The 14185-nt window shown below is 67.6% G+C and carries 10 protein-coding genes; 3 read left to right on the forward strand and 7 right to left on the reverse strand.

The genetic code is table 11. The annotated features are described in order from the left end of the window. Positions 1-18: 18 nt before the first annotated feature. The 5 genes from urtE to urtA form a co-directional block, all read right to left on the reverse strand. On the reverse strand, positions 19-720 hold the full coding sequence (gene urtE / locus BM109_RS16665) for an urea ABC transporter ATP-binding subunit UrtE (RefSeq protein WP_093344438.1): 702 nt from the start codon (positions 718-720) through the stop codon (positions 19-21). A gap of 344 nt (positions 721-1064) precedes the next feature. After that, on the reverse strand, positions 1065-1808 hold the full coding sequence (urtD, locus tag BM109_RS16670) for an urea ABC transporter ATP-binding protein UrtD (protein WP_093344440.1): 744 nt from the start codon (positions 1806-1808) through the stop codon (positions 1065-1067). A gap of 14 nt (positions 1809-1822) precedes the next feature. Beyond that, positions 1823-3007, reverse strand: a complete 1185-nt coding sequence (gene urtC, locus BM109_RS16675; RefSeq protein ID WP_093344442.1) for an urea ABC transporter permease subunit UrtC — start codon at positions 3005-3007, stop codon at positions 1823-1825. Positions 3008-3032: 25 nt separating this feature from the next. Next, positions 3033-3947 (reverse strand): urea ABC transporter permease subunit UrtB, encoded by a 915-nt coding sequence (gene urtB, locus BM109_RS16680; protein ID WP_093344444.1) that lies wholly within the window; start codon positions 3945-3947, stop codon positions 3033-3035. Between the two features lie 154 nt (positions 3948-4101). After that, a complete protein-coding gene (urtA, locus tag BM109_RS16685; RefSeq protein ID WP_057593105.1) occupies positions 4102-5367 on the reverse strand; it encodes an urea ABC transporter substrate-binding protein in 1266 nt (421 codons plus the stop codon). A gap of 270 nt (positions 5368-5637) precedes the next feature. Between urtA and BM109_RS16690 the strand changes: the two genes are divergently transcribed. Together BM109_RS16690 and BM109_RS16695 are read left to right on the forward strand one after the other, a co-directional pair. Next, complete coding sequence (locus BM109_RS16690) at positions 5638-9054, forward strand: hybrid sensor histidine kinase/response regulator (protein WP_256222607.1); 3417 nt, start codon at positions 5638-5640, stop codon at positions 9052-9054. Then, positions 9026-9937: a response regulator transcription factor gene (locus BM109_RS16695; RefSeq protein WP_093344446.1), complete on the forward strand. Its 912-nt coding sequence runs from the start codon at positions 9026-9028 to the stop codon at positions 9935-9937. Before BM109_RS16690 ends, BM109_RS16695 begins: the two co-directional genes overlap by 29 nt. 9 nt (positions 9938-9946) lie before the next feature. Here BM109_RS16695 and BM109_RS16700 read toward each other — a convergent pair whose 3' ends face one another. Next, positions 9947-11842 carry a GspE/PulE family protein gene (locus BM109_RS16700; protein ID WP_093344447.1) on the reverse strand — a complete coding sequence of 632 codons (1896 nt, stop codon included), beginning with the start codon at positions 11840-11842 and terminating at the stop codon, positions 9947-9949. Between the two features lie 355 nt (positions 11843-12197). On the opposite strand from BM109_RS16700, the gene BM109_RS16705 reads away from it, so the two are divergent. Further along, positions 12198-13103 carry a LysR family transcriptional regulator gene (locus BM109_RS16705; RefSeq protein ID WP_093344449.1) on the forward strand — a complete coding sequence of 302 codons (906 nt, stop codon included), beginning with the start codon at positions 12198-12200 and terminating at the stop codon, positions 13101-13103. A gap of 108 nt (positions 13104-13211) precedes the next feature. On the opposite strand, the gene BM109_RS16710 is transcribed toward BM109_RS16705, so the two are convergent. After that, on the reverse strand, positions 13212-14159 hold the full coding sequence (locus BM109_RS16710; RefSeq protein WP_093344450.1) for a fumarylacetoacetate hydrolase family protein: 948 nt from the start codon (positions 14157-14159) through the stop codon (positions 13212-13214). Positions 14160-14185 lie beyond the last annotated feature (26 nt).

Genomic DNA, 14185 nt, shown 5'->3' on the forward strand with positions numbered 1-14185 from the left:
TCCTGGTTGGGGTTGTGGTTAAACAGAGAGATAGGCCTTGATGCGCTCGACATCGGTCTTGTCGCGCGCGGTCTCGTGCACGAGGCGCCCGCCTTCGATCACGAACAGGCGGTCGGCCACGTCCATGGCAAAACTCAGCACCTGCTCCGACACGACGATGGTCAGGCCGCGCAGCTTGCGGATCTCGTTGAGCGCCTTGGCGATGTCCTTGATGATCGAAGGCTGGATTCCTTCGGTGGGCTCGTCGAGCAGCAGCACCTTGGGATCGGTGACGAGGGCGCGCGCGATGGCCAGCTGTTGCTGCTGCCCGCCCGAGAGGTTGCCGCCCTTGCGCCGGCGCATGTCCCACAGCACGGGGAAGAGCGCGTAGATCTCCTCGGGAATGCGGCGGGTCTTGGAGTTCTCGAGACCGGTCTCGATGTTCTCCTCGACGGTCAGGGTCGGGAAGATCATGCGACCCTGGGGCACGTAGGCGATGCCCTTGGCGACGCGCCTGAAACTCTCGTCGCGCGAGACGTCCTGTCCCGCCACTTCGATGCGGCCGCTCTTGAGGGGGAGCACGCCCATGAGGCTCTTGAACAGCGTGGTCTTGCCCATGCCGTTTCTGCCCATGATGGCGACGGTCTCGTTGGCCATGCCTTCGAACGAGATGCCGTGCAGGGCTTCGCTCTGACCGTAGGCTACGTGGAGGTTTTCTACCTTGAGGTTGATGTTGCTCATTTGCCTGGCCTCTGCTTAGGTACGTTCTTTGTTGGGGGCGCTGTGATTCGATTCACGACGGGTCGGGGCGCGTGCACAGGACAGCGGGTACTTCCCTCCGCGAATGTCCCCCGCCTTCGGCTCCTCCTTAATTTCGCTGCGGGAAGCACCCACTGCCCTGTGCACGAGGAGCGCAGTCGTTGTGCGGCCGGTTCTACGGCCGTGTCCAGGCTCACGTCGACGGGGTACTCCCCGCAGCGAAATAAAGGAGGAGGCCGAAGGCCGGGGGACATTCGCGGAGGGGAGTACCCCGTCGGCGTGAGCCCGCTCCAACCGATGAACACTCGGCACAACGAGAAAACTCATCAATGCCCCAGATAAACGTCGATGACCTTCGGATCCGCCTGCACCTTCTCCATCGGCCCCTCGGCCAGGATCTTTCCCTGGTGCATCACGGTCACCTTGTGCGCGATCTGCTTCACGAAAGCCATGTCGTGCTCGATCACGATCACCGCGCGGTTCTGGCAGATGCGCTTGAGCAGCTCGGCCGTGAGCTCGCGTTCGCGCGCGCTCATGCCCGCGATGGGTTCGTCGAGCATCAGCAGTTCGGGTTCCTGCATCAGCAGCATCCCGATCTCGAGCCACTGCTTCTGGCCATGGCTCAGCAGGCCCGCCTCGGTGTCGAGCCGGTCGCCCAGGCCGATCTCCGTCGCCACGGCCTGCACGCGCGCCTTCACTTCGTCGTCGCACTGGAAGGCCAGCGCGCCGAACACCGAACGGCCCTTGGGAAACGACACCTCGAGGTTCTGGAACACGCTGAGGTTCTCGTAGATCGAGGGGGTCTGGAACTTGCGCCCGATGCCCAGCCGCACGCGCTTGTGCTCGGCCATCTTCGTCAGCTCCGTGTTCTTGAACTTGATGCTGCCGCTGCTCGCGCGCGTCTTGCCGCAGATCAGGTCGAGCAGCGTCGTCTTGCCGGCCCCGTTCGGGCCGATGATCACGCGCAGCTCGTTGCGGTCGATGTAGAGCGTGAGGTCGTCGATGGCCTTGAAGCCGTCGAATGACACGCTGAGGTCTTCCACGGCGAGCGCGAAGTCGGTGTTGCTCATGGTCGGTCTCCGGTTCAGGCGCGCTGGCTGCTCACGCCTTCGGGCAGCGTGGGTTCGGGTTCGGGCACGACGGGAGCCGCGGCCACCGCGGGCGGCTTCACCGCGGCCTCGCGCAGCGCCTGGCGACGCGACTTCCACCACGGGCGGATCTTTTCTTCCCACAGGCCCGCCAGGCCCATCGGGAAGGCCATCGTCACGCCGATGAACAGCCCCGCCATCAGGAACAGCCACAGGTCCGGGAAGCTCTCCGAGAACAGCGTCTTGCCCGCGTTCACCAGCAGCGCACCGTAGACCGCGCCCACCAGGCTCATGCGGCCGCCCACCGCGCAGAAGATCACCATCTCGATCGAGGGCACGATGCCCACGAAGCTCGGCGACATGAAGCCCACCTGCAGCGCGAACATCGCGCCGCCGATGCCCGAGAGTCCGGCCGCCAGGCAGAAGGTGAAGACCTTGAAGTTCGACACGTCGTAGCCCGAGAAGCGCACCCGGTCTTCCTTGTCGCGCATCGCCAGCAGCAAGGTGCCGAGCTTGCTGGTCTGGATCCAGCGGCACAGCACGATCGCCGCCACCAGCAGCGCCACGCAGACGTAGTAGAGGACGTACTTCGCGCTGTCGGTGCGCGTGTCCCAGCCCAGCATCGTCTTCAGGTCGGTCATGCCGTTCACGCCGCCGGTGTAGCCCTGCTGACCGATGATCAGCACCGTGAGGATCAGCGCCACCGCCTGCGTGATGATCGCGAAGTAGACCCCGCCCACGCGGCGCTTGAACATCGCGAAGCTGATCAGCCAGGCCAGCGCCATCGGCACCGCCACCACCAGGATCAAGGTCAGCGGCAGGCTCTTGAACGGCAGCCAGAACGCCGGCAGCGCCGTGATCTGGTTCCAGTCCATGAAGTCCGGAATGCCGGGCGTCGACTGGATCTTGGTCGACACCGGATCGGAGGCTTCGAGCTTGAGGAACATCGCCATCGCGTAGCCGCCGAGCCCGAAGAACACGCCCTGCCCGAGGCTCAGCACCCCGCCGTAGCCCCACACCATCACCAGCCCCACGGCGACGAAGGCATAGGTGAGGTATTTGCCCACCAGGTTGAGACGGAAGATGTCGAGCGACAGCGGCAGCACCACCGCGAGCAGCAGCACCAGCAGCAGCAGGCTGCCGAGCTGGTAGCGCTGGATCGAGGCCTTGAGGAAATTCATCGGGAGTTCTCCGGGAAAGCGAAAGTCAGCGACGCACCTTGACGGCGAACAGGCCCTGCGGCCGCATCATCAGAATCAGCACGATCAGCGACAGCGTCAGCACCTTGGCCATCGAGCCGGTCATGAAGAACTCCGAGACCGACTGCGTCTGAGCGATGCCGAAGGCCGAGACCACGGTGCCCAGCAGGCTGGCCGCGCCGCCGAAGGTGACGACCAGGAAGGCGTCGACGATGTAGAGCGAGCCCGAGGTCGGCCCGGTGGAACCGATGGTGGTGAAGGCCGCGCCCGCCACGCCGGCGATGCCGCAGCCGATCGCGAAGGTCAGGCGGTCGGTCTTCTTGGTGTCGATGCCGGTGGCGTTGGCCATCACGCGGTTGGCCACCGTGGCGCGCACCCGCAGGCCCCAGCGGCTCCGGTGCAGCGCGATCAGCACGCCGCCCGTGACCAATGCCGTGAGCACCAGCACGAACATGCCGTTGATCGGGATGTCGAGGCCCTCGTGCGGCGTCCACGAGCCCATCAGCCACTCGGGCAAGGTCGGGCTCACCTCCTTCGGACCGATGAAGGTGCGGAAGATCTGCTGCAGCCCGAGGCTCACGCCCCAGGTCGCGAGCAGCGTGTCGAGCGGCCGCTTGTAGAGATGGCGGATCAGCGCCCACTCCACCAGCCAGCCGACGATGAAGGCGAACACGAAGGCCAGCGCGATCGAGATCGGGAAGTAGTACGGCATGAAGGCCGGTGCGAGGTGCTCGGTCACCTGCGCCGCGAGGAAGACCGAGTAGGCCCCGATGGTCATGAACTCGCCGTGCGCCATGTTGATGACGCCCATCTGGCCGAAGATGATCGCGAGCCCCAGGCCCATGAGCAGCAGCACCGCGAAGAGGCTCAGCCCCGCGAAGCCCTGCATCAGGCCGATGTTCCACATGTCCGACAGCGTCATGGCGACAGTTCCAGGTATTGGGGTAGTTGCTCCTTCCCCCTCTGGGGGAAGGTCGGGATGGGGGCAGGCGGCGATGGCAATGGGCACGCCGCTTGCCCCCACCCCTGCCCTCCCCCAGAGGGGGAGGGAGAAAGGCAGACAGGCAGTTGGGGGGTTACTGGTAGCCCTTGGGGAACGGATCCGGCTTGATCAGCTCCGCCGACTCCGCCACCACCTTGAAGGTCCCGTCCGGCTGCCCCTGGCCGATGCGTGCCTTGCTCCACAGGTGGTGGTTCGCGTCGAGCTTCACGTAGCCTTCGGGCGCGGTCTTGAGTTCGATGCCCGGCGAGCCCGCCACCACCTTGTCGACGTCGAAGCTGCCGGCCTTCTCGACCGCCGCCTTCCACAGCCACGGGCCGAGGTAGCCGGCCTGCGTCACGTCGCCGATCACCGCGTCCTTGCCGTACTTGGCCTTGAAGGCGGCCACGAACTTCTTGTTGTTCTCGTTGTCGAGCGACTGGAAGTACTTCATCGACGAATAGAAGCCCGCGAAGTTCTCGCCGCCCACGCCGGTCATCTCGTCCTCGGTCACGGCCAGGGTCAGCAGGAACTGCTTGTCGCCCGTGATGCCCGCGGCCTTGAGCTGCTTGTAGAAGGCCACGTTCGAGCCGCCCACCACCGCCGCGAAGATGCAGTCGGGCTTGGCGACCTTGATCTTGTTGATCAGCGAGTTGAAGTTGGTGTGGCCCAGCGGGTAGTACTCCTCGCCCTTGACCGAACCCTTCTGGAAGTTCTCGATGTGCTTGCGCGCGATCTTCATCGAGGTGCGCGGCCAGATGTAGTCGGAGCCGACGAGGAAGAAGGTCTTCGCCTTCTTCTCCTTCGCGCCCCAGTCCAGGCCCCAGATGATCTGCTGCGTGGCTTCCTGGCCCGTGTAGATCACGTTCTTGCTCTGCTCCAGGCCTTCGTAGAAGGTCGGGTAGTACAGCAGGCCGTTCTCCTTCTCGAACACCGGCAGCACGGCCTTGCGCGAGGCGCTGGTCCAGCAGCCGAAGACGGCCGCGACCTTGTCGTTGACCAGCAGCTTCTTCGACTTCTCGGCGAAGGTCGGCCAGTCGGAGGCGCCGTCCTCCTTGATGACCTTGATCTTGCGGCCCAGGATGCCGCCCATCGCGTTGATCTGGTCGATCGCGAGCTGCTCGGCCTGGATCGAGCCGGTCTCCGAGATCGCCATCGTGCCGGTGGACGAATGCAGCTGGCCCACCGTCACCTCGGTGTCGGTCACGGCGAGCTTGGTGGTGTTGACCTTGGCCGTGGGGAACTGGCCCTGGCCGAAGCTCAGGCCGCTCAGGCCCATCACGGGCAGCGCGGCGGCGCCTTGCAGCAGGCGGCGGCGACGCAATGCCAGGGCATCGAGGGAAAGATCGGAATCACGCGACATCGAAGAACTCCAGCAGGTTGAGGAAAGTACAGGCCGCGCACCATCGAAGTGCATCGGACGGTGCGGCTGGCACCATGGCTGGAACTTTAGAAATCACTGGCCGCTGCGCGAATACGTCATTCAACGTAGCGGCCTGCGCATCGCCTGCCCGCAGACTCGCGGGACCGACGACGACGGACCGGGGGGCGCACGGCGGGCACGGAGCGCTTCTTGCAATGCAGCTGCACCATGCCGATCCCCTCGCCGTCGCCGTCTCCACGAGACACCCCGATGCCTTCCGTCAATTCCGTGAGCGGGCAGAAGATCTTCCGCATCCGACGCGACTACAACGCCTGGGTCGCGAACGAGACGCTGGAGGACTACGCGCTGCGCTACACGCCGCGCAGCTTCCGCAAGTGGTCGGAGTTCCGGGTCGCGAACGCGGCCTTCGGCGCCACGTCCTTCCTCGCGCTCGAGGCCATCGGCGGCGCGATCGCGTTGAGCTACGGCTTCTCGAACGCGCTGTGGGCGATCCTGGTGGTGGGGCTGATCACCTTCCTCACGGGCCTGCCGATCTCCTACTACGCCGCGCGCCACGGCGTCGACATGGACCTGCTCACGCGCGGCGCCGGCTTCGGCTACCTGGGCTCCACCCTCACCTCGCTGATCTACGCGAGCTTCACCTTCATCTTCTTCGCGCTCGAGGCCGCCATCCTCGCGCTCGCGCTGCAGATGTACCTCGACTGGCCGCTGTGGCTGCTCTACCTGGTGTCCTCGCTGGTCATCATTCCGCTGGTGGCGCGCGGCATCACGCTGATCTCCGGGCTGCAGCTGTGGACGCAGCCGATCTGGATCGTGCTGTTCGTCTGCCCCTTCGTCGCGGTGCTGGTGAAGAAGCCCGAGCTCTATGCCGACTTCACCGGGCTCGTGGGCCGGGTCTCGAACAGCAGCGGCTTCGATCCGCTGATGTTCGGCGCCGCCGCCACGGTCGCCTTCTCGCTGGTGGTGCAGATCGGCGAGCAGGTCGACTACCTGCGCTTCCTGCCCGAGAAGACGGCCGCCAACCGCGCGCGCTGGTGGACCGCGGTGCTGGTGGCCGGGCCGGGCTGGATCGTGCCGGGCATGCTCAAGATGATGGGCGGCGCCTTCCTGGCCTTCCTCGCGCTGCAGCACGAGATCCCGGCCAACCATGCGATCGAGCCGACGCAGATGTACCTCACGGGCTTCGCCTACGTGCTGCGCGACCCGGCCTGGATCCTCGGCATCACGGTGCTGTTCGTGGTGGTCTCGCAGATGAAGATCAACCTCACGAACGCCTATGCCGGCTCGCTGGCCTGGTCGAACTTCTTCGCGCGGCTCACGCACAGCCATCCGGGCCGCGTGGTGTGGCTGGTGTTCAACGTGGTGATCGCGATCCTGCTGATGGCGCTGGGCGTGTTCGCCGCGCTCGAGCATGTGCTGGGCTTCTACAGCAACATCGCGATCGCCTGGGTCGGCGCGCTGGTGGCCGACCTGGTCATCAACAAGCCGCTGGGCTGGAGCCCGAAGACCATCGAGTTCAAGCGCGCCCACCTCTACGACATCAACCCCGTGGGCCTGGTCGCCACGCTGGTGGCGGCGGCCCTCGCGATGCTGGCCTACTCGGGCGCCATCGGCCAGTGGGCGCGCTCCTTCTCGCCCTTCATCGCGCTGGCCACCGCGCTCGCGGTCTCGCCGCTGCTGGCCTGGCGCACGCGCGGGCGCTACTACCTCGCGCGGCGCGACATCGCGCACTGGACGCCGGGCCAGATCGTCAAGTGCTCGGTCTGCGACAACGGCTTCGAATCGGAGGACATGGCGCACTGCCCGGCCTACAGCGCGCCGATCTGCTCGCTGTGCTGCACGCTCGAATCGCGCTGCCACGACCGCTGCAAGACCGACTCGCGCGCGGCCGAGCAGATGAGCGGCTGGCTGCAGTCGCTGCTGCCGCCGGCGCTGTCGGCGCGGCTCAACTTCCGCGTCGCCCACTACCTGATGGTGGCGGCCTCGCTGGTGGCGTTGCTGGCCACGGTGATGGGCGTGGTCTATGCGCAGGAGGCGATCACCGGCGCCAGCGCGGTCGACCCGCGGCTGCGCGACGCCTTCCTCAAGGTCTTCACCCTGCTGTCGCTGGTGGCGGCGGTGGCGGCCTGGTGGGTGGTGCTGGGCAGCGAGAGCCGGCAGATGGCGCAGGAGGAGTCGAACCGCCACAACCACCTGCTCACGCTCGAGATCGAGGCCCACCAGCGCACCGATGCCGCGCTGCAGGCCGCCAAGGAGGCGGCCGAGGCGGCCAACCAGGCCAAGACCCGCTACGTGGCCGGCATGACGCACGAACTGCGCACGCCGCTCAACAGCATCCTGGGCTACTCGCAGATCCTGCTCAAGGGCGATGCGGCGCTGCCGCCGCGCGAGGCGGTGCAGACCATCCACCGCAGCGGCGAGCACATGCTGGGGCTGATCGACGGCCTGCTCGACCTCGCGCGCATCGAGGCCGGTCGGCTGCAGCTCGAGCCGGCGCCGCTGGCGCTGCCGGCCTTCCTCGACCAGGTGGTGCACATGGTGCGGCCGCAGGCCGAGAACAAGGGCCTGGCCTTCGTCTACACCCACGCCGGGCGGCTGCCGCCCTGGGTGCATGCCGACGCCAAGTGGCTGCGCCAGATCCTCATCAACCTGCTGACCAATGCCGTGCGCTTCACCGACAGCGGCACCGTCACGCTGCACGTGGACGCGCGCCGCGAGGTGCTGCGCTTCGACGTGATCGACACCGGCATCGGCGTGGCGCCGCAGGACCATCAGCGCATCTTCCTGCCGTTCGAGCGCGGTGCCGCGGGTCGCCGGCGCGGCGAGCCCGGCACCGGGCTCGGCCTCACGATCACCGGCCTGCTGACCTCGCTGATGGGCGGCGAACTGAAGCTGGCCGCCACCTCCTCGGCCGGCAGCACCTTCAGCGTGCGCGTCTACCTGCGCGCGGTGGCCGACCCCGGCCCGCAGGCCAAGGCCGGCGCGCTGCGCCAGCCGGTGTCGGGCTACCTCGGCGAGCGCCGCACGCTGCTGGTGGTGGACGACCAGCCGGTGCAGCGCCAGATGCTGGCCGGCATGCTCGCGCCGCTGGGCTTCGAGGTGCGCGAGGCCGCGAGCGGCACCGAATGCCTCGACAGCCTGCGCGAGGAGCTGCCCTCGGCGATCCTGCTCGACCTCAGCATGGACGACCTCGACGGCTGGCAGACCGCGAGCCTGGTGCGGGCCTCGGGCTTCGATGCGCTGCCGATCATCATCGTCTCGGCCAACATGTTCGAGAACCAGGCCGAACGGCTGCGCGCCGCGGGTTGCCAGGCCTTCGTGGGCAAGCCGGTGATCGAGTCGGAACTGATCGCCACGCTCGAGCGCCACCTCGGCCTCGAATGGCTCGATGCCGCCGACGCGCTGCGCCCCCGGGCCGACGAAGAGCTCGCACCCGTTCGCCCGCCGCGGCTGCTGCTCGGCGAGGACGACCGCGCCGAGCTGATGCGGCTGGTGCAGATGGGCCACGTGCGCGGCCTGCACCAGGCGCTCGACCGTCTGGCCGCCCAGTCGCCGGGCGCGGCCGCCACCTGCACCTGGCTGCGCGGCATGGTCGCGCGCTTCGAACTCGACTCCCTCCGCCAAGCCCTCGCCGAAGATGCAGACACCCTCGCCTCCCCTTCCTGAAGCCGAACGCCCCGTGGTGCTGGTGGTGGACGACGCCCCCAGCAGCCTCGGCATGCTGTGCGACACGCTCGAGGCCAGCGGCTACACCGTGCTGGTGGCGGCCGACGGCGAATCGGCGCTGCAGCGGCTCGAACTGGTGGTGCCCGACGCCATCCTGCTCGACGGCATGATGCCCGGCCTCTCGGGCTTCGAGACCTGCCGCCGCATCAAGGCCGACGCGGCGCTCGCGCACATCCCCGTGATCTTCATGACCGGCCTCTCGGAGACCGCCGACGTGGTCGAGGGCTTCGAATGCGGCGGCGTCGACTACGTGGTGAAGCCGATCCGCGCGCAGGAAGTACTGGCGCGCCTGCACACCCACGCACGCAACGCCCGCATCACGCGCATGGCGCGCGACGCGGTCGACGTGGCCGGCATGGGCGTGGTCTTCGTCGATGCGCGCGGGCGCGTCGCCTGGCGTTCGCCGCAGGCCGGCCTGTGGCTGCATGCGCTGGGCGAGGCACGCGCGCCGGGCCTGCTGCCGCGCGCGCTCGAGGCCGCGCTGGCGCCCGGCGCCACCCTCGGCGTGGTCACGGCGGCCGGCATCCGGCTGTCGGTGCGCAACCTCGGCGCGGCCGCATTGGGCGAGACCATGCTGCTGTTCGCGGTGCAGCGCGAGGGCGCGGGCGGCGCCTCGTCGGCACGGCTGGCCGAGGCCGCGCTCACGCCGCGCGAGACCGAGGTGCTGTCGTGGCTCGCCAAGGGCAAGACCAACCGCGACATCGGCGAGATCCTCGGCACCAGTCCGCGCACGGTGAACAAGCACCTCGAGCACATCTTCGAGAAGCTCGGCGTGGAGACCCGCGCGGCAGCGGCGGCGCTGGCCAGCGGCCAATTCGATTGAGGTTCGCGCTCAGGCGTTGCTCGTCGCGCGCACTTCCTCGATCGTGGTCTGGCCGGCCAGCACCTTCTCGATGCCGTCCTGGCGCAGCGTGCGCATGCCTTCCTTCAGCGCCGCCTGCAGCAGCTCCTCGGCGCGCGCCCCGCTCTGCACCAGCCGGCGCAGTTCCTTCGAGACCGTCATCAGCTCGTGGATGCCGACGCGCCCGCGAAAGCCCGTCTTCGCGCAGTGCTCGCAGCCCGCGCCGCTGTGCAGGTGCAGCCGTCCGTCGCGGCCGAAGCGCTGCAGCCAGCCATCGAGCGTGGCCTGCCGGCGCGCCGGGATTTCCTCGGCCGGGAAGGCGTGCAGGTAGTCGGCCAGCAGTTCCTCGACCGCCTCCTCGCTCGCGGGCGCGCTGCGCACGCAGTGGCCGCAGATGCGCCGCACCAGCCGCTGCGCCAGCACCGCGAGCAGCGAGTCGGCGAAGTTGAACGGGTCCATGCCCATGTCGAGCAGGCGCGTCACGGTCTCGGGCGCGCTGTTGGTGTGCAGGGTCGACAGCACCAGGTGGCCGGTCAGCGAGGCCTCGATCGCGGTCTTCGCGGTCTCCTCGTCGCGGATCTCGCCGACCATGATCACGTCGGGATCGGCGCGCACGAAGGCGCGCAGCGCCTTGGCGAAGGTCCAGCCGATGCGCGGATTGATCTGCACCTGGCGCAGCCCGTTCTGCGTGATCTCCACCGGGTCCTCGGCGGTCCAGATCTTGCGCTCGGGCGTGTTGATGTGCATGAGCGCTGAATGCAGCGTGGTGGTCTTGCCCGAGCCCGTGGGCCCCACGCACAGCACCATGCCGTAGGGCCGCTCCACCGCGTGGGTCAGGCGCCGCAGGTTGTCGGGCGACAGGCCCAGCGACTGCATCGGCAGCGGCTTGGCCGAGGCCAGGATCCGCATCACCACGTCTTCCAGGCCGTTGTTGGTGGGAATGGTCGCCACGCGCAGCTCGATCTTGTGCTGCGGCGAGTACTTGGCGAAGTTGATCTTGCCGTCCTGCGGGTTGCGCTTCTCGCTGATGTCGAGGTCGCACATGATCTTCACGCGCGCCACGATCGCGTTGCGGTAGCTCGGCGGCAGCTCGAGGTAGGTGTAGAGCAGCCCGTCGCGGCGGAAGCGGATGCGCGTCTTCTCCTGGCCCGGGTAACTCTCGATGTGGATGTCCGAGGCGCCGTCGCGGTGCGCCTCCTGGATCATGCTGTTGATCATGCGCACCAGCGAGTTGTCCGACTGCTCGATCGGCGACTCCGCGGGCGCCGGCGCCGGGCCCTCCTTCTCGAGCGTCTGCAGCAGCTCGCTGGTGCCGGCCATGTCGAACTCGAGCGGACGCATCGGGTCGAGATTGGCCGCGCCGCCGCCACCGCCGTCGGCCACGTCGCCGATCTTCTCGTAGGCCGCGCCCAGCACGCTGTCGAGGTCCAGGCACTGGCCCACGACCGGGATCACCTTCATCTGCGCGACGAACTGCACCTCGTCGATCACCGAATAGCGGCTCGTGGGATCGTCGATCGCGATCACCAGCCGCCCTTCGTGCAGCATCAGCGGCATGACCTGCAGCCGCCGCGCCACCGCGTGGCCCACCTTGCGCAGCGCCTCGGCCGCGGGCGGGAACACATGCAGGTTGACCAGCGGATAGCCCATCTTGCGCACCAGCGCGGTCTGCAGCTGGCCGCGGCTCACGGCGCCCATGCGCACCAGCGTCTCGCCCAGCGGCACCAGCGGCTCGCGGCGCTGCTGGCGCAGCCCGGCGGCGAGCTGGTCGCCGGTGATCATGCCCAGCGCGACCAGCGCCTCGCCGATCCGCGTGATCGGCATCCGGCTCTGCGCATCGAGCGCGCGCACGAGCTGCTCGGGCAAGGCGACTTCGGCGAATGACATGGCTTGTTCTTTTCCTGTTGTTGGGTTGGGCGGCGCGCCCGATGGCGATGCGATCGCGGCGCGCGGGATGCGCGATCGTAGAGCGCCGCGCGAGGGCGCGCCACCTGGCGAGATCGAGCAGTACGCAAGTTCTCATACGGCAGTCACCTCGACGAAATGCAAGGCTCACCAACACGTCGACCGTAACAAGCACAGCGGCCGACCTTGTGTGTCGAAGGCGATCGGAGGCATTGCAAAGCAAGACGCCGGTGCAGTTACGGCATGCCGATGCGGGATAGCTCCAATGGTCGATCGATATCAAAACTCCAGAAAATCGGCAAAACGATAGCCAATTCGCATCACCGGCAAAGCCCACGTGAAGATCAATTCCATTCGAGACTTCCTCGCAGTCGCAGAGCACGGCAGCTTGCGTTCCGCCGCACGCCACCTGGGCCTGGCGCAACCGGCCATGACGCGCAGCATCCAGGAGCTGGAGCGCGAGCTCGGCGCCACCTTGTTCGAGCGCCGCGCCAAGGGCGTGCAGCTGACCACGATGGGCGATGTCCTTCTGCGGCGTGCGCGGTCCGTGCGCAGCGAACTCGCTCGGGCCAAGGAGGAGATCGATCAGCTCAAGGGTGCTGTTCACGGGCACATCCGCATGTGCCTGTCCGGCGTCGCGCACATGGCGCTGCTCGCCGATTCGCTGCCCGCGTTCCGGCAACGCTTTCCCGCGGTGAAGCTGGAGGTTGTCGACGCCGTGCTGCCGCGGGTCCAGCTCGAACTCATCGGCGGCACGATGGATCTCTACATCGGGCCGGTCCCCGAAAAGCCCACCAGCGAGCTGGCGGTGGAGAAGCTCTTCGACAACAAGCGCGTCGTGCTGGGGCGCCGGGGGCATCCGCTGGCCGGGGCGCGCTCGCTGCGCGAGATCGCGGATGCCGAGTGGATCACGATGTCGGGCGTGCACCACCCCGAGGATGAGCTCACCCTCATCTTCAGGGAGCAGGGCCTCCCTGAGCCCCGTTCGGTCATCCAGGGACATTCGGCTCTCACGTTCTTCTTCGTCGTGGCCCATACCGATCTGCTGGCGATGCTGCCGGTGCAATGGGCGCAGACACCGCTGTTCCGCGGCTTTCTTCAGACCATCGACGTGGTGGATCCCCTGGCCGCTGCACCGATCTGCCTCGTGCATCGCGCCGGTCTGCCGCTGACTCCGGCCGCGCAGTACTTCTGCGACATGGTGCGGCGCGCGGCGCTGCATGTGCAGCCGCTCGCGCGCTGACGCGTTTCCCGCCAATGCCGTTTCGATGGCTAGGCCTGGCCATCGTCAGGGGCGAGCAAGCGGGATCGCGACGGTGCGCGTTTGCGAATGCCCGCAACACGCCCTGTGTCAGCCGCGCACGTGCGTCACCAGGGTTCCCAAGGTGCCGACCTCCAGCGTCATCGTGTCGCCCGGCGCGAGGAATTCGCCGCGTCCTGCACCCACACCGGCCGGTGTTCCTGTCAAGAGCAGGTCTCCGGGATACAGGGTCACGAGCTTCGAAAGATGGGCGATCTGCTCGGCGACCGAGTAGATCATCTCCGAGGTGTTGGACTGCTGCTTGATCTCGCCATTGACGCACAGCCGCAAGGCCAGGTTCTGCGGATCGGGGACCTCGGCTGCGGGGGTGATCCAGGGGCCGATGGGACAGGCGCCCTCGAACCCCTTCTGCCCCATCCAGTCGAAATGCATGGGCGTCCCGGCTTCGGCGTTCGGGCGCCGGAACAGGTCGCGCGCGGAAAGGTCATTGGCCGGAAGGTAGCCCGCCACGAAGCTCAACGCGTCGTCCACGCGCACGTGTCTCGCCTTGCGTCCGATGACCACGCCGAGTTCGGCCTCCCAGTCCAGTTTTGCGCATCCCGGCGGCGCGACGACGGTGGCACCCTGTCCCACCACGCAGCCACGCGAAGGTCGCACGAAGTGCCATGGAGGATTGCCAGCCGCCTTGGGATCGACGGCACTCGGTCTGCCGGCGGCTCGCGCCATTTCCTGCATGTGGTCACGGTAGTTTGCGCCGGCACAGTAGACGGTGCCGGGATACAGCAGCGGCGCATGCAACACCACGTCGCCCAACGCGGCCGTGGGCTCCGGGCCGCTCTTCAGGTAGCGGGCAATGGCGGCCAGGGAAACGGCCCAGTCCTCCAGCAGCGCCAACACGTCGACGCCGCCATGGGAAGTCCCGTCGCCAAGAAGGGGGGCCGCGTCAAAAACATCCTCGCCGACCAGAAGGCCCGCGCGCGGCGGCCGGCTATCTCCGAGCGAGTACGTCAGAAGCTTGAACGATGGATTGGTGTGCATGTGAAGAAAAATAAAGAAGTAACGGA

The organism is Variovorax sp. PDC80 (assembly GCF_900115375.1).
Taxonomy (GTDB): Bacteria; Pseudomonadota; Gammaproteobacteria; order Burkholderiales; family Burkholderiaceae_C; genus Variovorax.

What these genes read in the sequence shown, in the direction of transcription:
- urtA (WP_057593105.1), bottom strand. Translation starts at nt 5,367, where the DNA reads ATGTCGCGTGATTCCGATCTTTCCCTCGATGCCCTGGCATTGCGTCGC.
- urtB (WP_093344444.1), bottom strand. Translation starts at nt 3,947, where the DNA reads ATGACGCTGTCGGACATGTGGAACATCGGCCTGATGCAGGGCTTCGCG.
- urtE (WP_093344438.1), bottom strand. Translation starts at nt 720, where the DNA reads ATGAGCAACATCAACCTCAAGGTAGAAAACCTCCACGTAGCCTACGGT.
- BM109_RS16690 (WP_256222607.1), top strand. Translation starts at nt 5,638, where the DNA reads ATGCCTTCCGTCAATTCCGTGAGCGGGCAGAAGATCTTCCGCATCCGA.
- BM109_RS16710 (WP_093344450.1), bottom strand. Translation starts at nt 14,159, where the DNA reads ATGCACACCAATCCATCGTTCAAGCTTCTGACGTACTCGCTCGGAGAT.
- urtC (WP_093344442.1), bottom strand. Translation starts at nt 3,007, where the DNA reads ATGAATTTCCTCAAGGCCTCGATCCAGCGCTACCAGCTCGGCAGCCTG.
- BM109_RS16695 (WP_093344446.1), top strand. Translation starts at nt 9,026, where the DNA reads ATGCAGACACCCTCGCCTCCCCTTCCTGAAGCCGAACGCCCCGTGGTG.
- urtD (WP_093344440.1), bottom strand. Translation starts at nt 1,808, where the DNA reads ATGAGCAACACCGACTTCGCGCTCGCCGTGGAAGACCTCAGCGTGTCA.
- BM109_RS16700 (WP_093344447.1), bottom strand. Translation starts at nt 11,842, where the DNA reads ATGTCATTCGCCGAAGTCGCCTTGCCCGAGCAGCTCGTGCGCGCGCTC.